This window comes from Chryseobacterium foetidum, from assembly GCF_025457425.1.
In the GTDB taxonomy this organism is placed as follows: Bacteria; Bacteroidota; Bacteroidia; order Flavobacteriales; family Weeksellaceae; genus Chryseobacterium; species Chryseobacterium foetidum.
The window spans coordinates 1,086,527-1,108,260 of the sequence record NZ_JAMXIA010000001.1; the positions used below are offsets into that span (position 1 = coordinate 1,086,527).

Here is a 21,734-nt window from a genome sequence, read left to right on the forward strand (position 1 = left end):
TTTTCATTTTTTCTTTCCATTTATTTTTAGAAGAATATTTTTAATATTTACAATTTTGTTTACATTATATAAAGAGAAACTGCTCGCAATAATTATGAGAATACTTCCCATTATATATGAAAAAATAATATTACTTGTGATACGCATACATAACAGTCCTAATCCTGCGACTAACAATTGAATAAAAAAAATCTTTATAAAATTACCATCGAAATGAAATCCGTAAAACTTGTTTGTGACAACCAACATCTGTATTAAATATAAAATATAGCCAACAATGAATGAAATACCTAAGCCGTCAAGTCCCCAAAAATAAAATCCTAAGCAGTTAAGGATTGTCATATAAATATTTGCTAATAATTCGCACCAAAAATATATTTTTGTAGAACCCTTTGATAAAACGACAAAACCCAATAACCAAGAAGCCGCTTTAAAAAAAACTCCAATTGCAGAATATTGCATCATTGTACTGATTGGCAAAAATTTCTCGCTATATAATAGAATAATTGCAATATTTATAAATACTATAAAAATTGTAAGAATTGGACCAAGAATTATTAAAGCGACATTACCTTGTTGATTTACAACTGAAATAAATTTTATCTTATCATTTATTACTGCGGACAACCGTGGATAATAATCTGTTGCCATTGCTGTAAAAACTATTCCAACATATGAATTAATGATTGCAAAGCCAGCATTATAAAATCCTACATCCTCTAAGTTCCCAGTTCGCGTAATAAAAATTCTAACTAAATAAGAACAAGCAGTAATGATCAATCCGCTGAGACTTAAAAAAAATCCCGTTTTCATCATAGTTTTACCCTTCACCAAAGTTTCCTGGCTTGAAATTTTTGGTGGTGAAAATTTTAGTTTACTATAAAAATACTGTGTTATCACCAATGTTGTTGAGGCAACAATTATCATCGCTGGAACTATTCCTCCTAAACCGTAGAAAAAATATAATGGCAAAGTAATAATCAGTGATAATAAAGAGCTCAGCATGTTTGCGTATGCAAGCCATTTTAGTTCTCTGGTACCTTGCAATACGGCATCTTTGCCTAAGGTTAACTGACCAAGAAATAACGTAACTGATAAAAATATAAAAGACCATGTATAACCATAACTATCAAACGTGAGTTTCGACAGATATGGTGATAGCACCAATGTAAAAACCGTTCCCAAAGCACCTGTATACCACACTAATCTATTCAATACTGCTACAGCGTAGAGAAGCTTTTTGTTGTCTTTCTGCTCATTAGCAGATGCGATATCTTTTACACTAATCGTTCCTAAACCAAATGAAGTTAATGATGAAATTATTGCAACTGTAGAACTAAGTAATCCTGCTATACCCATTCCCGAAGGGCCAAGAAGTATTGCAATAAACTTCGATCTAATCATCGAAATCAAAATATTGAATACTTGTACACCTCCAAAAATTGATGTCGCTTTAAAAATTTGACGATATGAAGAATTTTCCTCAGACATTAAGCTCTGTTAATAATATCTATTACAATTTCAACGTCACTATCTGTCATAACTGGAGAAATAGGCAAACTCAAAACTTCATTATGGATTTTCTCTGTAATCGGAAAACTCAGATGATTCATATCTTTATAGGCTTCCTGTCTGTGAGGAGGAATTGGATAGTGAATCAATGTCTGGATGCCGTTTTCAGTAAGGTAAGTCTGCAGTTTTTCTCTTTCCTGGATTCTGATCACAAACAAATGCCACACGTGCTCATTCCCATCCTGAGGTAGCTGAGGAAGCGTTATAGCAGGATTGGTGATTTCAGAAAAATAGCGGTGTGCAATTTCACGCCTTCTTGTGTTTTCCTGATCGATATATTTCAGTTTTACATCCAGAACTGCCGCCTGAATTTCATCCAATCTTGAATTTAAACCCTGAAAAACATTAATGTATTTTTGGTTTGAACCATAGTTTGCCAATGCACGCAGTGTCTTCGCAAATTCATCATCATTGGTAGTTACAGCACCAGCATCACCTAAGGCACCCAGATTTTTACCCGGATAGAAACTGAAGCCTGCGGCGTCCCCGAGATTTCCTGTTTTAATTCCTTCATATTCTGCACCGATAGCCTGTGCATTGTCTTCAACAATTTTCAAACTGTACTTTTGTGCAAGAGCTTTTAAATCTGCTGAGAAAACAACTTTACCATAAAGATGAACAATCATAATGGCTTTTGTTTTTTCGCTGATCTTTTCTTCGATTTTACTTATGTCAATATTGTAATTATCAATATCAGGCTCTACAAGCACCGGCACAAGACCGTTGTCTGATATGGCAAGTATAGAAGCGATGTAAGTATTTGCCGGAACAATAACCTCATCTCCTTTCTTCATCATTCCCATTTCGATGTAGGTACGCAAGATGAGTCTCAGCGCATCAAGACCGTTGGCAACACCTATTGCGTGTTTAGCACCAATATAATTTGAAAGATTTTCTTCAAAATTTTTAACTTCATTCCCCAGAAGATACCAACCTGAACGAAATGTACTGAGAAGTCTTTCTTCGATTTCCTGCTGATATGCAAGATTTATTTTCTGTAAATCTAAAAACTTTATCATTGTATTTTTTTATGTGTAGCTAATTTTTCCTTTTTCATCAATAAAACCACGCTGTTTAGCGGGGTTACCAAACCAAACTGTATTTGCCGGAACATTTTTTGTAATCACGCTTCCTGCTCCAATCAACGCATTTTCGCCGATAGTATTACCAGCCACTATGGTAGAATTAGCCCCAATTGACGCTCCTTTCCTAATAACCGTTTTTGCGAATGCTTCAGGATAAACTTTAGAACGCGGAATTAAATCATTTGTGAAAGTAACATTTGGACCTATGAAAACATTATCTTCCAAAGTAACACCATCCCAAATCTGAACTCCCGGTTTTACAGTTACATTATCACCTATTACCACATCATTCTCTATAAATACGTGACAGTTGATATTGCAGTGATCACCAATTACAGCATTTTTTAAAATAACAGAATACTGCCAGACAAAAGTATTTTCGCCAATATTTTCGCTCTGAACATCTGATAACGGATGAATTTTAGCCATTTTTTCTGTAGTTTTTAAAATCTTGGTAATCTCTTATATAATCATCTTCCGAATAGGCAATGGATGCCAGTACAAGACAAATACTTCCGCTGGAAAAGTCTTTCATTTCTCTCCAAATTCCTGGAACTATATGTAATGCCTTGTTTGGATGATTAAGAAACACTTCTTTTTTATTTTGTCCATCATCTAAAATAAAGGTAAATGAACCACTGGCTGCTACGACGTATTGTTGAAGCTTATAATGTGCATGCCCTCCCCTTTCAGCACCCATAGGTACATCATAGAGATAGTAAATTCTATTGATGTCAAATGGTAAATCCACACTATTCTCCATCACAGTAATGTTTCCATTATCATTGTGGACTATAGGCAATTCTACAATCCTACAGTCTTCAATATTAAATTGCATTCTTTAGTTTTTTAAACTGTTCAAAATTCCTGATATAATCACCTTCATCGTATTTTTTATCTGATACAATGAGTGCCAAAGAATTGGTAGAAAAGTTTTCGAGTCTGCGCCAGTACATTTTTGGTATGTAAAGGCCATCGTATGATCTGTTTAAAGAAAATTTCTGTTCAGTTTCTCCATCATTCAAAACAATATCAAAGCTGCCAGACAATGCCACGATAAATTCCTGCTGCTCTCGGAAAGCGTGGCTACCGCGCACTTCACCACCGGGAACATCATAAATCCAGTACGTTCTGGCGATTTCAAACGGCAACTGACCGGGAAACTCGAAGAAGGAAAGATTTCCTCTTTTATCCAGAATTTTTGGTAACTGTATTATTTTCGGTGTTTCTTCCATTTTACGTTATTTGGAGGTCTGACGCAACCATTTCTTTAACCAATCCAGCCAAATCATATTTTGGTTCCCAGCCTAACTGTGTTTTAGACTTTGTAGGATCTCCAATTAATAAATCTACTTCGGTTGGTCTGTAATATTCCGGATCTACAGAAACAACAGTTTTCCCTATTTCAAGTTGATACATAGGATTATTACAAGCCACTACTTTGGCAATTTCATTTTCATTTTCACCTTCAAAAGAAAGTTCAACCCCAATCTCACCAAATGCCATTCTCACAAAATCACGTACAGAAGTAGTTTCTCCCATAGCGATTACAAAATCTTCAGGTTTATCCTGCTGAAGGATTCTCCACATGGCTTCCACATAATCTTTAGCGTGCCCCCAATCTCTCAGTGCATTCAGATTCCCAAGATAAAGACAGTCCTGCTTCCCCTTTGCAATCGCTGCTGTAGCCATAGTAATCTTACGGGTTACAAAAGTTTCGCCTCTTCTCGGAGATTCGTGGTTGAATAAAATTCCGTTGCAGGCAAACATTCCGTAAGCTTCACGGTAGTTTTTGGTAATCCAGAAACCGTAGATTTTTGCTGCTCCGTAAGGTGAACGCGGATAGAATGGAGAATTTTCGTCGTAAAAACCTCTCTCATTTTTATTTTCGGATAGTCCGCCATATAATTCGGAAGTTGATGCCTGATAAATTCTGGTTTTCTTTTCCAGTCCCAAAATACGTACTGCTTCAAGAATTCTTAAAGTTCCGATACCGTCAACGTTTGCAACATATTCGGGGGAATCAAAAGAAACTTTCACGTGAGACATTGCTCCAAGATTGTAAATTTCGTCTGGCTGAACTTCCTGAATGATTCTTATGATATTCATAGAATCAGTAAGATCACCATAATGCAGAGTAAAATTTACGTTCTGCTCATGCTGATCCTGATAGAGGTGATCAATTCTCTGTGTATTGAATGAAGAAGCTCTCCTTTTAATACCGTGAACCTGATATCCTTTCTCTAATAAAAGTTCTGCTAAATAGGAACCGTCCTGTCCGGTAACTCCTGTTATTAAGGCTGTTTTCATCTTTGTGATGTATGTTTAATATGTGATAAATGATCAGTAGATTTCAATATCTAAGACATTTTCACCTGTTTAAAATTATTAATATTTTCTAAAAACCATTGGTAGGTTTTTGTAATTCCCTGCTCGAGGTCTACCTGGTGCTTCCATCCCAAATCGTGCATTTTCGATACATCCATAAGTTTTCTAGGTGTTCCGTCGGGTTTTTCAGAATCCCAAACAATGTCTCCTGTATGCCCTACCACTTTCTGAATCATTTCTGCCAGTTCTCTGATGGTGAGATCAACACCGGTACCTACATTATAAAGATGCTCTGGAAGAACATTTTCTAAAGCAAATATTACAGATGCAGCCATATCATCCACAAAAAGAAACTCTCTCATCGGCGTCCCCGAGCCCCATAAAGTTACAGATGCATTTCCGTTTTCTTTCGCCTCATGAAATTTTCTGATCATGGCTGGTAACACGTGAGATGTATTTAAATCAAAATTATCGTGAGTACCGTAGAGATTAGTAGGCATCATAGATACATAGTCTTTTCCGTACTGCTTTCTGATTGCCTCGCAGCTTTTAATACCTGTTATTTTTGCCACAGCATACCATTCGTTTGTGGGCTCAAGAGAATCTGTTAACAGATATTCTTCTTTTAGAGGCTGCGGCGCCAGTTTAGGATAAATACACGAAGATCCCAGAAAAATAAATTTTTCAACATCGTTTTTAAGCGAAGCATCAATCAGATTATTCTGAATCTGCATATTTTCCATTAAAAACTGATAAGGAAAAGAATTATTTGCCAGAATACCTCCTACTTTAGCAGCAGCATCTATCACCACCTCTGGTTTATGCTCTTCAAAAAAATCTGCAACGGCTTTTTGATTTTTAAGATCCAGTTCGCTGCTGGACAAACCTATTACATTAGTATATCCTTTCTCAGCCAGCTGTCTCATGATAGCAGATCCCACCATCCCGCGGTGACCGGCTACGTATATTTTAGATTCTCTAGAAATCATAATTTTTATCTTAAAGTAGATTGATATTTTTCCAATTGACTGTAGATCTTCTTCACATCCTGAGATTTCTCTTTCTGAAGTACCAGAATGGCATCCGGAGTATGAACAAAAATACAGTTCTTCATTCCAACAAAAGCTGTAAAAATTTCTGTACCAATTACCATATTACCGTTTTCATCCGCAGGATGACCGGTTGTTCTCAAGTAATCGTACAAAGACTCGAAAGATCCCAGATCATTCCATCTGAAATTGGCCGGAACAACCTTGATCTGTCTTGAACGCTCCATTACAGCATAGTCGATACTTATAGAAGGAATCTGTTTGCAGGACTCTTCATCTAAAAGATTATTTTGAGATTTCTCCCAGGCTTCTGAAGATTTCTGATAAACTTCGGGTTGATATTTTTTCAGTTCACCCAGAAGAACTCCTGCTTTAAAGCAGAACATTCCTGAATTCCAGAGAAAAGTTCCTTTATCTAAAAATTCCTGAGCAGTCTCAGTGTTTGGTTTTTCCCGAAATGAAAGCACATCTTTTCCTTCGTATTCGATATATCCATATCCCGTTTCCGGTTTTGACGGTACCACACCAAAAGTAACTACAAAATCTTTTTTGGCGAGCTCTACCGCTTCCATCAAAGACTTTTCATAAGCCTCCTGATTCTGAATCAAGTGGTCTGAAGGTGTAATAATCAAAATATCGTCTGCATCAACGGCTAATGCAGCAAATCCGATGGCTGCTGCAGTATTTCTGGCAATGGTTTCTGTTACAAATATTTTCGGAAGATCGATGTCTTTCAACAGTTCTCTGCTCCATTCAATATGATCAGAATTTCCTACCACCATCAATTCGTCTACGACAGATTTATTTCTTTCTGCAGTAAGCTCAAATAAAGATTTTCCTTCAAAAATTTTGAGGAACTGTTTTGGATGGTTTTTTCTGGAAAGTGGCCAAAGCCTGCTTCCTACACCTCCGGATAAGATTACATTGTATATTTTCATGCTCTGTTATAGTCGTCTTCTACTCTTACAATATCATCTTCACCGAAGTAAGTACCATATTGCACTTCGATAAAAACAACCGGTTCAGAAGTTTTATTTTCCATCCTGTGGTGTGCACCCAGTGGAATCTGTGCTACTTCTCCTGTAGAATATTCTTTTACAGAATCATTAATGGTAATTGTTCCGGTTCCTGAAACTACAGTCCACACTTCTGCCCTGTGATGATGGTATTGCAGCGAAAGTCTGCCACCCGGATAAACCAAAATTCTTTTTACTTTATGAGTTTCAGCATCTTCCAATACCCAATACTCTCCCCATGGTCTGATGTCGTGTTCTAACATTTATGTATATGTTTTGAATTTGCAAATATACGGTATGTATCTGTATAAAAAAATTACAGCCTTTTATCTGCAATTTCTTTACTTAAAGCGCCTTTGACGTCGTATATAATACCGGCATCAGCAAGATGCTGCTTTAAATCTAATTTTAAAAATTCTTTATGAGACACCGTAAGAATAATTGCGTCGTACTTTTCTGTAATACCAACCTTTTCTTTTAACTGAATACCGTATTCCTCCAGCACTTCAGATGAGTTTGCCCAAGGATCATAAGTATCTACAACGACTCCATATTCCTGCAGATTAGATATTACATCTATTACTTTTGAATTTCTTATATCCGGACAGTCTTCTTTGAAAGTTATTCCAAGGTTCAGTATTCTTGCTCCTTTAATACTGATATCTTTTTTGATCATCAGCTTAATCACCTGGGCAGCAACAAATGCACCCATAGAGTCATTCAGTCTTCTGGCACTGAGAATTAATTCTGAATAATAACCAATTTCCTGTGCTTTCTGAGCCAAATAAAAAGGGTCTACCCCAATACAGTGTCCTCCGACAAGACCTGGTTTAAATTTAAGAAAATTCCATTTTGTACCTGCAGCCTCCAGAACATCATTGGTATCAATGTTCATCAGTGAGAAGATTTTTGCGAGCTCGTTCATAAAGGCAATATTCACATCACGTTGTGAATTTTCGATAACTTTTGATGCTTCTGCCACCTTAATACTGGGAGCCAAATGGGTGCCTGCAGTAATCACTGATTTGTAAAGATCATCTACAATTTTACCAACTTCCGGCGTAGAACCGGAAGTTACCTTTAAAATTTTGTCTACGGTATGCTCTTTATCTCCAGGATTAATTCTTTCAGGTGAGTATCCTGCAAAAAAATCTACATTAAATTTAAGTCCTGATACTTTTTCTAAAACCGGAACACATTCTTCTTCTGTGACACCTGGATATACCGTTGATTCATAAATAACGATATCACCTCTTTTCAAAACTTTTCCAACGGTTTCTGAAGATTTGTAGAGTGGCGTGAGATCCGGTCTGTTATTCTTATCTACAGGTGTCGGGACTGTGATGATATAAACTGTTGCTGCTTTAATATCATTGAGCTCCGATGAGCAATACAGACCGTTTTTATTTGTATATAAAGGATTCTGCTGATCTAAAACCGATTTCAAAAGCTCATCATCTACTTCCAAAGTAAAATCTTTGCCTGCATTCAGGTCATCAATCCGTTTCTGATTGATATCAAAACCTACGACAGGATACTTTGTAGCAAGAAGTCTGGCAAGCGGGAGACCTACATAGCCTAAACCTATCACTGCAATTTTATGATTTGTGTTCATACCTTTAAAAGATTTTAATTTCAGAATATTTTAAAATCCTTTTTTATTGTTTAAAATTTAAACCAGTCTCTCCAGGTTTTGTTTTTCTGAGCTCCGTAGCCATAGCCATATTTGTATCCATAGCCATAACCACTGTTTTTCTTACTCACATCATTAAGTACAAAAGCTACATTCTTGATTTTATTCTGCTCCACCTGCGCATTTGCAAAACTTATCAGTTCTTTTTCAGTATAGTTAGATCTGGTGACATACATTGTCATATCTGCCACATCAGCGATAAGGAATGAGTCTGTAACCAGCATCAGCGGCGCAGTGTCTAAGATAATGTAGTCATAATCCGGTTTTAGAGATTCCACCAGTTCTTCATACCTTCCATTAGAGAGCAACTCTGTAGGATTAGGAGTAATCGCCCCGGAATAAATCACATCACAATACGGATTAAAGGTAGTCTGATGAATGATATTTTCTTTAGCCAAAGTTTCATCATACATAAACTCAGATAATCCGGTTAGACCCTTTCTTTTGTCATTGTATCTCTGAAGCTGAGGGTTTCGGATATCTGACCCGATGATAATTACTTTTTTTCTTGGTGTTGCTAAAGTAAGAGCCAAATTTACAGAAGCAAATGTTTTCCCTTCACCTTTTACTGTAGAAGTTACAAATATCACATGCCCTTTTTTATTTTTAGGCAGCATGAAATTAATATTGGTAATCAAAATCCTGAAAGCTTCTGCAAGCGGTGACATATCGTTGAGCTGTACCAACTCCGGATCGCCTTTTGAAAGAGAAGGAAGTTCTCCGATTATTGGTTTTCCTTCAGAAAGTTTCTCAAGGTCGTGCTTAGACTGTACTTTATTATTGAATAATTCAAGCAGATAAATAATACCGATCGGAATTAGTAGACCAACAAGCATTGCCAACAGGTATATTACTTTCTTTTTGGGCGATACAGGCTGAGGAGATGTAAGCGCATCATCTACAATTCTTGCTTTCGGTGCAGCGATAGCCAGAGAAATTGCGGACTCTTCTCTTTTCTGAAGCAGAAGAAGATACAGTTCTTCTTTTATAGTCTGCTGTCTTTCAATACTTCTGAACATTTTTTCCTGTACCGGGACCCTTGAAATACGGTCTGAAAGTCTGTTCTGTTCGCCTAAAAATGTGTTTTTGGTAATCTGAAGTGCAGAACGGCTTTTATTGAGGCTTCCTGCAATCGATGTACGCATATTGGCAATCTGTTTTGTAACATCCTGCACTACGGGGTTTAGCGATGTAGAACTTTCTAACAATCTATTTCTCTCAGTAACCAGCTGATTGTATACAGATATGTCTGAAGCGGTATTGGCATCCTGCAGACCTACATTCAGTGGCAAAATCTGATAACTTCCCTGTCTGTTAATATAAGTGAGTAGACTGTTAACCAATTCCAGCTGAGATTCTGTTTCAAGCTGTTTCTGTCTGTTTTGTGCATCTGTCTGAAGCGAAAGTTCAGCCTCTGCTTTTATATCTGTGATATTGTTTCGCTGCTTAAAGTCTTCCTTTTGGTTTTCAACTCTGCCCAGTTCCTCACCAATCAGCTTTACCCTTCCATCAATAAATTCTGCAGTTTTCTGTGCTTCAGAATTCTTATCAATAATCGCTTCCCGGTTGTAATTAATCGCAAGGCTGTTTAATATCATTTCCGCTTTTTCAGGCACCGGATAATTCATCGTCATCTTCAGAACAGTAGATTCTTCTTTTACCAGCTCAATGTTTAAGCTTCCCAAAAGATCACGTGTTCTGTTAATTGCCGAAGCAAACTGAAGACGGAATTTTACATCTTTAGCTTCTTTCAGATCATAAGTAGGATTTTTCTGAAACATAATTACCCCAAAAGGCATCGTAAGAGCTTTATTAAAATCTGTAACGATATTTTTCTTAAAATCTTCAGATTCAATAATAATCTTATTGTTTTCTATAGTCGCAAATACTTCATGGCCAGGATATGCTCCCTTTGGTTTTTCACTGATCACACGGACTATAAATGGTGCGGTATCTTTAAACAGCTCAATTTCTTTTATGCTGCCTTTAGAGTAAATATTGGTCTCAATACCCAACTCTCTCACCACCGACATCATCAGTTTTTTTGATTTCAGGATCTCAATCTCATTGTCTACCGAGTTAGTCCCCATACTTCCTACAGCTCCAATTTCTGAGAGAATTGACATTTCCGGCTGACCTGCGGAAGATTTATTAACTTCTTTGATCAATAGAGTGGCTTCAGTACTGTATACGGTGATAGAATACCGCAGAAAAAACCAGGCTACCAGCAGAGATAAGACAACACCTACTACAAACCAATACCATTTGTAAATGTAAGGTTTAATTAATTCCCGTAAATTAAATGGTGTTTTTTCAGTTTGATCCTGTAAATAATTTTGATCCACTATTTGTATATTTCTTTTAAATTAATTTTTTGTCAGGGCTAACACTCCGATGACCAGTGATGCGATTACCGATGCCACTGAAATATAAAGACCTGTATTCGGGTCTACTCTTGCTGCTTTTTCTCTGTTGGCATTTGGCTGCACATAGATGATATCGTTCTGCTTCAGATAATAATACGGTGAGTTGATGAAACCGGCTTTCGTAAGGTCTATTCTCTCTTTTGTGATCTGACCGTCTACATTTCTGATGATCAGTACATTGTTTCTGATTCCATACGGTGTAGTATCTCCCGCAAGACTCAGTGCATTGAGAATATTGGCATGGCCATCAGGAATTACATACATCCCCGGTCTTGCCACTTCACCGGTTACTGATACTTTGAAATTCACCAGCTTTACATCTACAACCGGATCTTTGATGTATTTGCTCAGTAAGCCTGTCAGTTTTTCCCTGAAGGTTTCAATATTTTCACCTTTGGTGCTGATTTTACCCAGCTGAGGGAAGATGATATTGCTGTCTGTATCTACAAAATAGGTAGGTCCGGAAGCGGGAATCTGCTGTGGCAGGTTGTTGGAATTCGGTGAAGAATACTGGGTAACCGTAGCAGATGAAGAATAATTTTGGTTGAACGGTTTTACAGCATCCATATCACGTGCAGAGATATTTACGATAAGCTGATCTCCGGGCTGAAGACTGCTGCGGCTGTTTTTTATAGCATTGTCCAGCGACACAGAGTCGATATCGGTCATGTAGTTGATTTCCTGTCTCGGTGTACATGAAGCCAATACAAGACCTGTAAAGCCATAAAGGCAGAATCTTCTGAAATTCATTCTCTCTAAAATTTTCACAAAAATAGGATTATTATTTATAAATTAAAATTCAAGGTTAAAATTAACTGTTAATATTATTTAACAGGATAGAAAATATTTTCTTATTATTACAATTTTGAATCAGTAAAAACAGCGTGCAAAAATATCAATAAATTTTCAAAGCCAGGTCATCATGTTATAAATCATTCTTATGATCATTTCAGACCGTGATCACTTACAAGAATTTCGTGGATAATAAATCTCAATTTATCTTTTACATTATAAACAAAAATCCTCACCAAAAGATATTATGACAGGCATAGCATTTGCACATTAAAACTTATTTGAAATTTTTATGGAATATAAACTGGAACTGAACACTGAAGGCTCATCGTTTAATATCGTTTTTCACAATTTAATCTTCAGCACCTTCAAAATAAACATCATTGAACGGTATCATGAAAATCAAAACGCACCGAGAAAACTGCTTGAGACCATTATCAAAGTGCGAACTCTTGATAATGTGCTTATCAAGGGCAAAACAGGAAACGGCCGCGTGATTCTGAAAGACAGAAAATTTGTTGACTATGCAAGACTAAGCAAGGCTCTCCGTTCCTACGAATACAGAAGAAGACTGATCAATCCCAAAGAGGTTGAACAGAATTATATAGACTTTTTACTTCTCGTACTTATCGCGAATTATGATGTAAACTCAATCCTCTAATAAATATATATTGTTTAGGATTTTACATTCTGTATTTCCGGATACTGCAGTTCAGCTGTAATGTATTCATTAATAAGTGTACACGTTCATATACATTAAATTAAACGTGAAGGATCAAGCTCCTCTGTTAGAGTACATCTATAATTGTCATGGTTTTTCAGGTAATTTAAAAGAGACTGTTTAAAAATGATTAAAATAAAATTTGCAGGTCATTTTTCTTCTCCCTAACCCTGAAGGATGGAAAAGTGCCTGAAAATTTAATCAAAACTGACTCCGCTATTATCCTGAGCTTGTCTAAGGATTGGAGAAATTAATTTAGATAAAAATTTAAACATGCTCTAGGTAATCAACTTCATTTTTAGTAAATTAAATAACGGTGCCTAAGACTTAACGCAAATGGACGATTTTAAAAGACCATTCAGCTGAATTATATATTCAAAGTCATCTGAATTTTACTGTATGTGCAATCCATGTATCTAAATCAGCTCATAAACATTCTTACTGATCATATAAAAATCCCTTTTTATACAAATGAATTTAGACGAATATCTATGAACAGATTCCTTTATCAATCATATCTCATTTATGTTTTTTTTATATTTTTTTCTTAAAAAAAAGATGAAATCATTATATTAAATAAAATTTATTAAATTTGTCTAAAACTTAAAATTTAATGCCTATGACGAAATTCTTTACAATTTATTCTTCACAACGCACAGAAAGCTTTAAAACAAGTCCTTGTTTTAAACAGTTCAAACAATTTTTTATTAGTAAAACTATGTGTAATTCTTATTATCCTTTCGGATATAAATATTTTAAAATATGAAAAAATTATTACTGATTTGTGGTCTGCTGATCAGTCTGTTTTCTTCTGCTCAGGTGGTTCAGATAACCACGGGAACAGCAGGAACTCCGGCTTACAATGCAGGACCGGTTTACCGATCAAGTGCGGCCAGTGCCTACGATGCCAGCAGGTATACTTACTTGTATACTTCCAGTGAGCTGGCTACTGCCGGTATAACCGCCGGAACTATTATCAATGATCTGGGGTGGGTAAAAAACAATAATGCCACCACGACAGGCGGAGGAATCTTCCGCATTTACATGAAAAATACAACTGCAACTGCTTTTGCGGCTGCATCAGAAACCTGGGCCAACTTAAATACAGGTGCAACAATGGTTTATCAGAATTTAAACCAGGCAATCCCTGCTACGCAAGCTCCAAATTACATTGTATTTACATTGAACTCGCCATTTACCTACACCGGTGGTTCTCTGGAGATTTCTGTAGAATGGGATATTAACCAGGTTTCAGGGAATCCTTCCACAGGAACTTTTGACTGGTTATGGAGCACAGTGCCAAACAGAATTTACGGTTCAGGAAATACAACTTTGGCTCCTATTACTACACTGTCATCAACTACCAATTCAATCAGTACGATTGATGACAGACGTCCGTTTTTACAGATTGGCTATACTCCGGGCACTGCCTGTTCCGGTGCAGTAACCGCTGGTGTAGCATCTGCATCAGTATCTTCAGCATGTGCCAATACACCTTTTACACTCTCGCTGGCAGGGGCTACTTCAGCAGGAGGTATTACCTACCAGTGGCAGGCATCACCGGCAGGAGCCAATACTTTTACTAACATTGCCGGAGCTACTACGATGTCTTATTCTGTTGCCAACCAAACTGCGGCAACAGATTACCGATGTGTTGTGACATGTACTAACGGAGGAAGCACTCAAACTTCCAATGTAGTTTCTGTTGGTCAGAATACAGTATTGCAATGCTTAACCTACTGTACTCCTGTATACAGTACAGGCTGTAGCAGTGGTGATAATCTCAACAGCGTTGTGATCACAGGGGTGGCAGGATCTGTAATCAGTGATCTGAATACCGGATGTAACGGTAATGGATATTATGACAGAACATCTGCATTTACACCTGTCAACATGCTTCCAGCACAGTCTTATCCTGTACAGATGAATACCACGTACAGCTCACCAGCATCAGAAGTTGTAAGTATCTGGATTGACTTTAATGACAACGGAGTTTTTGACGCATCAGAAAAACTGTTGACAGATCTTCCGATGGTACAAAGCCCTGCATTTGCCACGGCAAACATTGCTATTCCTGCCAATGCGCCACCCGGTGTGCACAGAATGCGTGTCCGTTTAATCTACAGTACCACGAATGTTGATGCCTGTGCTTCCGCAACATGGGGAGAAGCTCATGATTATAATGTAAATATACTTCCGCTTCCTGCGTGTACAACAAATCCACCGTCTAACATTACTGTAGGACCAATAACCCCTACTACAGCTACAGTTAACTGGGTACCGGCCACGGGAGCAACTTATATTCTAAGATACAGAGTGTCGCCAAGTGGCGCATGGATAACTGTTCCACTTAATACTCCGCTTACAAGCAGTTATAATATACCTTCACTGAATGAGCTTACAGCTTATGACGTCGAGATTGCCACTATCTGTGGAGGAACAACGGGAGCATTCTCAGCAACGACAACGTTTACCACACCTGCGGTTACCTATTGTACTGCCTGGGGAACATCTGCAGATGAGTTTATTTCTAATGTGACGGTAACCCCGGTAGGAATGCCACCAATGGTGAGCACATCTACAATGGCTACTGCAAGCCCATATTACTCAGATTATACGGCAGATCCTGCACGTCTTATAACACTTATCCGTGGTACAGCCGCTAATAATATCGTGTCTGTAACAAGATCATGGCCGGGAACTGTTTACAGCTGTGCTACAGTAGTCTGGATTGACTGGAACAGAAACGGTGTTTTTGAAGACAGCGAGAGAGTTCTCAATCAGGCATCTAACAGTACGCCGGTTAATACTTCAGCAGGTTTTGCTGTTCCGGCAGGTGCTTATGCTGGGAATTTAAATCTCAGAATGAGAGTTATCATCAGAGAAAGCACTACGCCTACTGCGTGTGGAACTTTCAGCTGGGGAGAAGTGGAAGACTACTCTGTTAAACTGATTGATCTTCAGCCGTGCAGCACTGTTGCACCAACACCGGTAAACTTCGGAACAGCTACTGCAACCACGCAGTATGTATCATGGATGCCAACAGCAAACGCTACCTATAGAATCAGATGGAGACAGGGAACAACCGGTGCATGGTTGCCTGCACCACTAGGTTATCTTGAGTTACCTGCAGGTCAAAGCTGGCATACAATTACAGGATTAACTGAGCAGACTGCTTATCAGGTGCAGATTCAGGCGAAGTGCGGAACTACTTGGGGAGCATGGGGAGCATCATGGCCTTTCACTACTCCGCCGCTTACTTACTGTCCTATGACTGGAGGTGGAACAAACGATCATATTGCCAACGTTACAGTGAGTCCTACAGGTCAGGCTGTGATGAGCAATACCTCAACTCAGAACGGTTATACTTTATATAATACTCCTGCAACTTTAATCAATCTGGAAATTGGTTCTACCAATAACCAAATTTCGGTTGCCAAGGGATGGACAGGTTCTACATCTGCTGATGCAGTGACAGCCTGGATTGATTATAACAGAGACGGTACTTTTGCTAATGATGAGAGAATATTGATCTCTGCATCAAGTACTACAACACCGGTAACTGCAACTTTCAATGTTCCGCAAACTGTTTATACAGGACCATTTAATACTACCATGAGAGTTGTATTAAATCGTGGTGCTGCTCCAACGATGTGTACGAGCCCTGCAAACGGTGAAGTTGAAGATTATTATGTAAAACTGAGACCTTGTAACAATGTTGCTCCGGCACCACCTACATTTACTACGGTTACTCATAATTCTGCTGTAGTAAACTGGGTTAATGCTAACAATAACCTTAACTTTATTGTACAGTACAGACCGGTAACTACACCAGCTTCTCCGTGGACTAACGTGAACGCTTCTACCATCACTAATAACCCACCATTGACGTTAAACGGTTTGACCCCGGCTACAACGTATGAAGTTCAGATCTCTGCGGTTTGTAACGGTATCGCCGGAACTCCGGGAGCGATCAGAACATTCACTACACGATGTGATCCTACGCCTCCAAACGTTACGATCTCAAGTGTAACTTCAGGTTCTGCAACCGTTACATGGAACCCGATTGTACCTAGTGCAACTTATATCCTGAGATACAGAGTTGTTGGTGCGACCAACTGGGAGCCTACAATTACATTACCTGTTCCTCCAACGAATACTTATATTCTTCAGGGGTTAAGTTCTTATGTGACTTATGAGGTTCAGATTGCCAATATCTGTGTGGGAGAAACCACTCCAAACCCATGGTCAAACCCGGTAGTGTTTACTACAATCAGAGTCTGTTCTATTCCGCCTCCGGGATTGACGATTACTCAACTGAATCCTACAAGTGCTGAAGTTACATGGGAACCTTATACAGGAACCGGTGCTACAAACAGCTATATCTTAAGATACAGAAAAGTGGGAATTCCGAGCTGGACTACGGTTACGGTGAACAATACCAATACTCACTTAATCACAGGTTTGCTTGAGCTTACCAAATACGAAATGCAGATTGCGAACGTATGTACCGGTACTCCGGGTAACTTTACACCGCTGTACTATTTCACAACTCCAACTGTAACCTACTGTCAGATGGGAGGAAGCAATGCAGGAAGTGAGTACATCAACAAGGTTACTGTTACACCTTATCAGGGTCAGGCCTATGTTAATGAGACAACAGGAGGTGCTCCGGGATATCATTATTATGAAACCAATACAGACGGTAAGCAGATTGTTTTGGTTCAGGGAAGTCAGGGTAACGTGATCAGAGTTGATAAAACTTCATCTACCGGTTCCAATACCGGAGTGGCAGTATGGATTGACTTCAACAGAAACGGATACTTCGATATCAACGAAAAAATCCTTTCAAACGGACCGAACACCGCAGACAATGCAAGTGCTTCATTTACAGTTCCTGATGACGCTTTCGTGAGCCTTACAGATTACAAATATGTAATGATGAGAGTAGCGATGCAGAAAGATGGTATTCCTGTAAACTGTACGAGTTTTGCCAATGGTGAGGTTGAAGATTATCTTGTAAGAATCGTTAAGCAGGCAGTTGTAAACCCTCTTAACCAAACCGACATCATGATTTACCCTAACCCGGTAGCTACTGTACTGAATGTAAAAAATATCAGCAAAAAAGCCAATTACAAAATTTACAGTGCAGCAGGTCAGCTGGTATCAGACGGATTGATCCTGAACAACAAGATCGACGTAAGCAGATTAATCAACGGATTGTACGTGATTGAACTGGTTGACGGCGACAAAACAGTTCAGAAGAAATTTATTAAAGAATAATAAATTCAATTAAATAAGAACAGGCTCTCAGAAATGGGAGCCTGTTTTTTTTATTGAGATTCGGGATGCGGGGGGCGGGATTTGAGATTCAAGGTTCGAGGTTCGAGGTTCGAGGTTCGAGATTCAAGATTGAAGATTTAAGATTTAAGATTGAAGATTGAAGATTGAAGGTCAAAGTGGATTTTTGCAGGTGTGAGATGGGATACTGAGAAAGAATAATATTTGTACGTGAGTTGGGGCTCAAAGTCGGGAGACTTTGCGCAGCGGGGATTCGGGATGCGGGGGGCGGGATTTGAGATTCGAGGTTCGGGGTTCGGGGTTCGAGGTTCGAGATTCAAGATTCAAGATTTAAGATTCAAGGTCAAAGTGGATTTTTGCAGGTGTGAGATGGGATACTGAGAAAGAATAATATTTGTACGTGAGTTGGGCTCAAAGTCGGGAGACTTTGCGCAGCGAGGGCTCAAAGTTGGGAGACTTTGCGCAGCGAGGGGACTCTAAATTCAAGGTTCGAGGTTCGGGGCTCGAGGTTCGAGATTCAAGATTCAAGATTTAAGATTTAAGATTCAAGATTCAAGGTCAAAGTGGATTTTTGCAGGTGTGAGATGGGATACTGAGAAAGAATAATATTTGTACGTGAGTTGGGGCTCAAAGTCGGGAGACTTTGCGCAGCGAGGGGAGGGGCGGGATTTGAGATTCAAGGTTCGAGGTTCGAGATTCAAGATTTAAGATTTAAGATTCAAGATTCAAGGTCAAAGTGGATTTTTGCAGGTGTGAGATGGGATACTGAGAAAGATAATATTTGTACGTGAGTTGGGGCTCAAAGTCGGGAGACTTTGCGCAGCGAGGGGACTCTAAATTCAAGGTTCGAGGTTCGAGGTTCGAGATTCAAGATTCAAGATTCAAGATTCAGGATTCAGGATTCTAGATTTGAGGTTTGAGATTAGGGAGGTGGTTGCGGAGGGTGATTTTGCGGTTGAATTGGGGTACATAGTTGGGAGATTTAGTACCGAGGGAAGTTCTGCGCTTATTTTAATTTATCCTGGATTTCTAATCTTTGAACTTCTTAAGCATATCATCAATGCTGATGATTTTAAGATTGATACTGTTGATTACAATATCTAAATAGTTTTTCAGATCTGTATTTTTTGTAATCCGGTCTGAAAAATTCTCAACAACGGTTAACTCTTTTGAAACAAGATTTTCTGTAAATATCAGTTCATGGTACATGTCAACAGAAACGGTACAGTCTTCGGCAGCGAGGAATTTCAAATACTTCCTTACTAAATTTTTAAAGCGGTCATTTTTATTCATTTTGATATCATTAGTGTCATCGTTAAACGTAGGCTCTAAAAACATGCCATTCAACAGCTTCACACAAGACCCGTCTTATTTATTAAAGAAAAAACCCTGTTATCAAACGACTTTGATGTCACCCTGAATTTTTGCACAAAAGTTTTTTTGGGGACAGACGTGATTATCTACACCTATTTCAATCTGCAAATGTTTAAAGATTGATTATCCGTATCTTTGCCCTTTATTAAAGTATGGACAAAAAAATTGTGCTCATTCAGGATAATGCAGAAATCCTTGAACTGATGGATGATGTGCTACAGGATGAAGGATACGAAGTGATATCTTCACTAACAACAGAACCCATTGAAAATATCGACATCATTGAGCCTGATGTAGTGATCGTAGATGATTATATCCAGGGAAGTAAAAGCGGTTCAGAGGTGATTTCCGAACTGAAATTAAATCCTGAAACAGAAGATATCTCAGCTGTTTTATCCTCCACTTCTCCTGTTCTGCCGGAAACTGCAGAGAACTGTAATGCCGATGATTATCTGGAGAAGCCATTTGACATTGATCATCTGATCGATGTGGTTGAGAAAAATTCTTAGTTTTAAAACTGTAAAGCGGAGGTTTCTGACCTGAGGCAGCATGGGGTTCGAGATTCAAGATTCAAGATTCAAGATTCAAGATTTAAGATTTAAGATTTAAGGTCAAAGTGGATTTTTGCAGGTGTGAGATGGGATACTGAGAAAGAATAATATTTGTACGTGAGTTGGGCTCAAAGTCGGGAGACTTTGCGCAGCGAGGGACTCTAAATTCAAGGTTCAAGGTTCGGGGTTCGGGATTCGAGATTGAAGATTTAAGGTCAAAGTGGATTTTTTCAGGTGTGAGATGGGATACTGAGAAAGAATAATGTTTGTCAGTCACTTGGGGCTCAAAGTCGGGAGACTTTGCGCAGCGGGAGAGACTTTGCGCAGCGGGAGAGACTTTGCGCAGCGAGGAAATTAGACGGTTAAAATGGGTAGACAAAAACTGAAATCACAAATAAAATCCGCTCCTTTGAGAAGCGGATTTGTCATTTTGACAGAATATTTCGGTATCGTATCGCTCTATGATCGCTCTATGATCGCTCTATGCTCTGCCTATCGTGAACTATTATAAATTTTCAATCTTTTCTGACAGATTGGCAGGTGCATCTGATGCGGTTATTGTAACCTTATCCCCTACTAAATCTGTGTTTTGAACAGTAGCGGTGTATATCCATTCTACTCCGCTGTTCACAGCATTTCCTTCTTCTACCAGTGAGCCATCCCCATTTTCGATTTTCACTTTCACTTCCTCTACACCGAAATCATCGGTAACCATTATCCTGATGACGTCACCTACATTTCCGGTGTAAGCTGAAAGGTCAATACTTTCAATATCAGGGGCGTTCAGAAGATCTGCTACAGCTACATTATAGGTAGTCTGACCCTTGGAGCGGTCTACTCCTTCCTCATAAAGCTCTTTCTTTGCCGGATCATTCAGGACTGATTTTGCGTACAGTACCGCTTTCTGAAATTTCAGTCTGTGGGCTTTCTGCCCTTCGGAAAGTTCTTTTGTACTTTCTTTTGGAACTTTGCCTACAAAAGTTTTCCCGTTTCTTTGGCTGAATACCAAAAGATCTCCTACTTTCCCACTTAGTCCGTGGGTTACGACGTTGTTTTTGCTTCGTGCCATTTTTATAATATTTAAAATTAGACTTATTTCAAAACTAAATAAAATCCTCTTATTATAAAATATCAATAGTATAAATTTAACTTTTTTTATATTTATACAGTATTTTATACTTTCATTGCTGTGTGAATAAAACTCAGCGTAAGAGTCCATCTTTAGTGATTTTTTTAAATAATCTGGGATTTCTGCAAGGTGATTTTTCTGTACATTTTTTGGGGCGCCATAATTTAAAATTCTGTTAAAAATTGGGATGAGAGGTGCGGGATGCGGGATTTGAGATTTAAGATTTAAGATTCGAGGTTCGAGGTTCGAGGTTCGAGATACGGGGTTCGGGGCGCGGGGTGCGGGATTCGAGATTCAAGATTCAAGATTGAAGATTCAAGGTTCAAGGTTCAAGATTTAAGATTCGAGGTTCGAGTTACGGGGTGCGGGATGCGGGATTCAAATTTAAGATACATGATACGGCTGCTGGTAGGAATCAAAATCTTAGCTGGCAGACAATAAACCGTTCACAGAAAGCTTTTACCGTGCTTTTGATTAAAAAAAATGATATATCCTTAATTAGTAATAACCTAGTTTTTAAAAGTTTGATTGTCATTCCGATGGAATCTAAGCTGCTATATTTTAATGTGTTGAGATTCCTACGGAATGACAAAGTTACTGCTGATCTTAGATTATAATCAAAAACGGACAATCGTAAAAAAAAATGATATATCTGTGGCGTCCAACACTCAATATCATTCATCATTCATCATTCATC

Annotated in this window: 17 protein-coding genes; 3 read left to right on the forward strand and 14 right to left on the reverse strand. The window is 38.4% G+C overall.

Going from position 1 to position 21,734, the window contains the following annotated elements; genetic code table 11:
• Positions 1–3 precede the first annotated feature (3 nt).
• From NG809_RS05235 to NG809_RS05290, 12 genes are read right to left on the reverse strand one after another with little or no spacing between them, the layout of a single operon-like run.
• The gene (locus NG809_RS05235) at positions 4–1,491 is read right to left on the reverse strand and encodes an oligosaccharide flippase family protein (protein ID WP_262148667.1); all 1,488 of its coding nucleotides are present in this window, start codon (positions 1,489–1,491) and stop codon (positions 4–6) included.
• On the reverse strand, positions 1,491–2,591 hold the full coding sequence (locus tag NG809_RS05240) for a DegT/DnrJ/EryC1/StrS family aminotransferase (RefSeq protein WP_262148669.1): 1,101 nt from the start codon (positions 2,589–2,591) through the stop codon (positions 1,491–1,493). The genes NG809_RS05235 and NG809_RS05240 overlap by 1 nt, the downstream gene beginning before the upstream one ends.
• Positions 2,592–2,600: 9 nt before the next feature.
• On the reverse strand, positions 2,601–3,086 hold the full coding sequence (locus NG809_RS05245) for an acyltransferase (protein ID WP_262148671.1): 486 nt from the start codon (positions 3,084–3,086) through the stop codon (positions 2,601–2,603).
• Positions 3,079–3,495 (reverse strand): sugar 3,4-ketoisomerase, encoded by a 417-nt coding sequence (locus NG809_RS05250; protein WP_262148673.1) that lies wholly within the window; start codon positions 3,493–3,495, stop codon positions 3,079–3,081. Before NG809_RS05250 ends, NG809_RS05245 begins: the two co-directional genes overlap by 8 nt.
• Entirely contained in the window at positions 3,485–3,892 is a 408-nt protein-coding gene (locus NG809_RS05255) for a sugar 3,4-ketoisomerase (protein ID WP_262148675.1), read from the reverse strand. Before NG809_RS05255 ends, NG809_RS05250 begins: the two co-directional genes overlap by 11 nt.
• A gap of 1 nt (position 3,893) precedes the next feature.
• Positions 3,894–4,967: a GDP-mannose 4,6-dehydratase gene (gmd, locus tag NG809_RS05260; protein ID WP_262148677.1), complete on the reverse strand. Its 1,074-nt coding sequence runs from the start codon at positions 4,965–4,967 to the stop codon at positions 3,894–3,896.
• Positions 4,968–5,017: 50 nt separating this feature from the next.
• A complete protein-coding gene (locus NG809_RS05265; protein WP_262148678.1) occupies positions 5,018–5,974 on the reverse strand; it encodes a GDP-L-fucose synthase family protein in 957 nt (318 codons plus the stop codon).
• Positions 5,975–5,979: 5 nt separating this feature from the next.
• A complete protein-coding gene (locus NG809_RS05270; RefSeq protein WP_262148680.1) occupies positions 5,980–6,972 on the reverse strand; it encodes a mannose-1-phosphate guanylyltransferase in 993 nt (330 codons plus the stop codon).
• Positions 6,969–7,313, reverse strand: a complete 345-nt coding sequence (locus NG809_RS05275; protein ID WP_262148682.1) for a phosphomannose isomerase type II C-terminal cupin domain — start codon at positions 7,311–7,313, stop codon at positions 6,969–6,971. The genes NG809_RS05270 and NG809_RS05275 overlap by 4 nt, the downstream gene beginning before the upstream one ends.
• 53 nt (positions 7,314–7,366) lie before the next feature.
• Positions 7,367–8,665 carry a nucleotide sugar dehydrogenase gene (locus NG809_RS05280; protein WP_262148685.1) on the reverse strand — a complete coding sequence of 433 codons (1,299 nt, stop codon included), beginning with the start codon at positions 8,663–8,665 and terminating at the stop codon, positions 7,367–7,369.
• 50 nt (positions 8,666–8,715) lie between these two features.
• Positions 8,716–11,088: a GumC family protein gene (locus NG809_RS05285; protein ID WP_262148686.1), complete on the reverse strand. Its 2,373-nt coding sequence runs from the start codon at positions 11,086–11,088 to the stop codon at positions 8,716–8,718.
• Positions 11,089–11,109: 21 nt separating this feature from the next.
• A complete protein-coding gene (locus NG809_RS05290; RefSeq protein WP_262148687.1) occupies positions 11,110–11,919 on the reverse strand; it encodes a polysaccharide biosynthesis/export family protein in 810 nt (269 codons plus the stop codon).
• A gap of 334 nt (positions 11,920–12,253) precedes the next feature.
• On the opposite strand from NG809_RS05290, the gene NG809_RS05295 reads away from it, so the two are divergent.
• A complete protein-coding gene (locus tag NG809_RS05295; RefSeq protein WP_262148688.1) occupies positions 12,254–12,622 on the forward strand; it encodes a prevent-host-death protein in 369 nt (122 codons plus the stop codon).
• 822 nt (positions 12,623–13,444) lie between these two features.
• Positions 13,445–17,965: a GEVED domain-containing protein gene (locus NG809_RS05300; RefSeq protein ID WP_262148690.1), complete on the forward strand. Its 4,521-nt coding sequence runs from the start codon at positions 13,445–13,447 to the stop codon at positions 17,963–17,965.
• 1,047 nt (positions 17,966–19,012) lie between these two features.
• Here NG809_RS05300 and NG809_RS05305 read toward each other — a convergent pair.
• Positions 19,013–19,339 carry a hypothetical protein gene (locus NG809_RS05305; protein WP_262148692.1) on the reverse strand — a complete coding sequence of 109 codons (327 nt, stop codon included), beginning with the start codon at positions 19,337–19,339 and terminating at the stop codon, positions 19,013–19,015.
• Between the two features lie 170 nt (positions 19,340–19,509).
• On the opposite strand from NG809_RS05305, the gene NG809_RS05310 reads away from it, so the two are divergent.
• Positions 19,510–19,866: a response regulator gene (locus tag NG809_RS05310; protein ID WP_262148694.1), complete on the forward strand. Its 357-nt coding sequence runs from the start codon at positions 19,510–19,512 to the stop codon at positions 19,864–19,866.
• 547 nt (positions 19,867–20,413) lie between these two features.
• Here NG809_RS05310 and NG809_RS05315 read toward each other — a convergent pair.
• Entirely contained in the window at positions 20,414–20,977 is a 564-nt protein-coding gene (locus tag NG809_RS05315; protein WP_262148696.1) for a hypothetical protein, read from the reverse strand.
• Positions 20,978–21,734: the final 757 nt, after the last annotated feature.

Excerpts from the sequence above, each read along its gene's own strand:
- NG809_RS05270 (WP_262148680.1), bottom strand. The coding sequence starts at position 6,972 with ATGAAAATATACAATGTAATCTTATCCGGAGGTGTAGGAAGCAGGCTT.
- NG809_RS05275 (WP_262148682.1), bottom strand. The coding sequence starts at position 7,313 with ATGTTAGAACACGACATCAGACCATGGGGAGAGTATTGGGTATTGGAA.
- NG809_RS05300 (WP_262148690.1), top strand. The coding sequence starts at position 13,445 with ATGAAAAAATTATTACTGATTTGTGGTCTGCTGATCAGTCTGTTTTCT.
- NG809_RS05310 (WP_262148694.1), top strand. The coding sequence starts at position 19,510 with ATGGACAAAAAAATTGTGCTCATTCAGGATAATGCAGAAATCCTTGAA.
- NG809_RS05250 (WP_262148673.1), bottom strand. The coding sequence starts at position 3,495 with ATGCAATTTAATATTGAAGACTGTAGGATTGTAGAATTGCCTATAGTC.
- gmd (WP_262148677.1), bottom strand. The coding sequence starts at position 4,967 with ATGAAAACAGCCTTAATAACAGGAGTTACCGGACAGGACGGTTCCTAT.
- NG809_RS05235 (WP_262148667.1), bottom strand. The coding sequence starts at position 1,491 with ATGTCTGAGGAAAATTCTTCATATCGTCAAATTTTTAAAGCGACATCA.
- NG809_RS05280 (WP_262148685.1), bottom strand. The coding sequence starts at position 8,665 with ATGAACACAAATCATAAAATTGCAGTGATAGGTTTAGGCTATGTAGGT.
- NG809_RS05255 (WP_262148675.1), bottom strand. The coding sequence starts at position 3,892 with ATGGAAGAAACACCGAAAATAATACAGTTACCAAAAATTCTGGATAAA.
- NG809_RS05240 (WP_262148669.1), bottom strand. The coding sequence starts at position 2,591 with ATGATAAAGTTTTTAGATTTACAGAAAATAAATCTTGCATATCAGCAG.
- NG809_RS05315 (WP_262148696.1), bottom strand. The coding sequence starts at position 20,977 with ATGGCACGAAGCAAAAACAACGTCGTAACCCACGGACTAAGTGGGAAA.
- NG809_RS05245 (WP_262148671.1), bottom strand. The coding sequence starts at position 3,086 with ATGGCTAAAATTCATCCGTTATCAGATGTTCAGAGCGAAAATATTGGC.
- NG809_RS05265 (WP_262148678.1), bottom strand. The coding sequence starts at position 5,974 with ATGATTTCTAGAGAATCTAAAATATACGTAGCCGGTCACCGCGGGATG.
- NG809_RS05295 (WP_262148688.1), top strand. The coding sequence starts at position 12,254 with ATGGAATATAAACTGGAACTGAACACTGAAGGCTCATCGTTTAATATC.
- NG809_RS05290 (WP_262148687.1), bottom strand. The coding sequence starts at position 11,919 with ATGAATTTCAGAAGATTCTGCCTTTATGGCTTTACAGGTCTTGTATTG.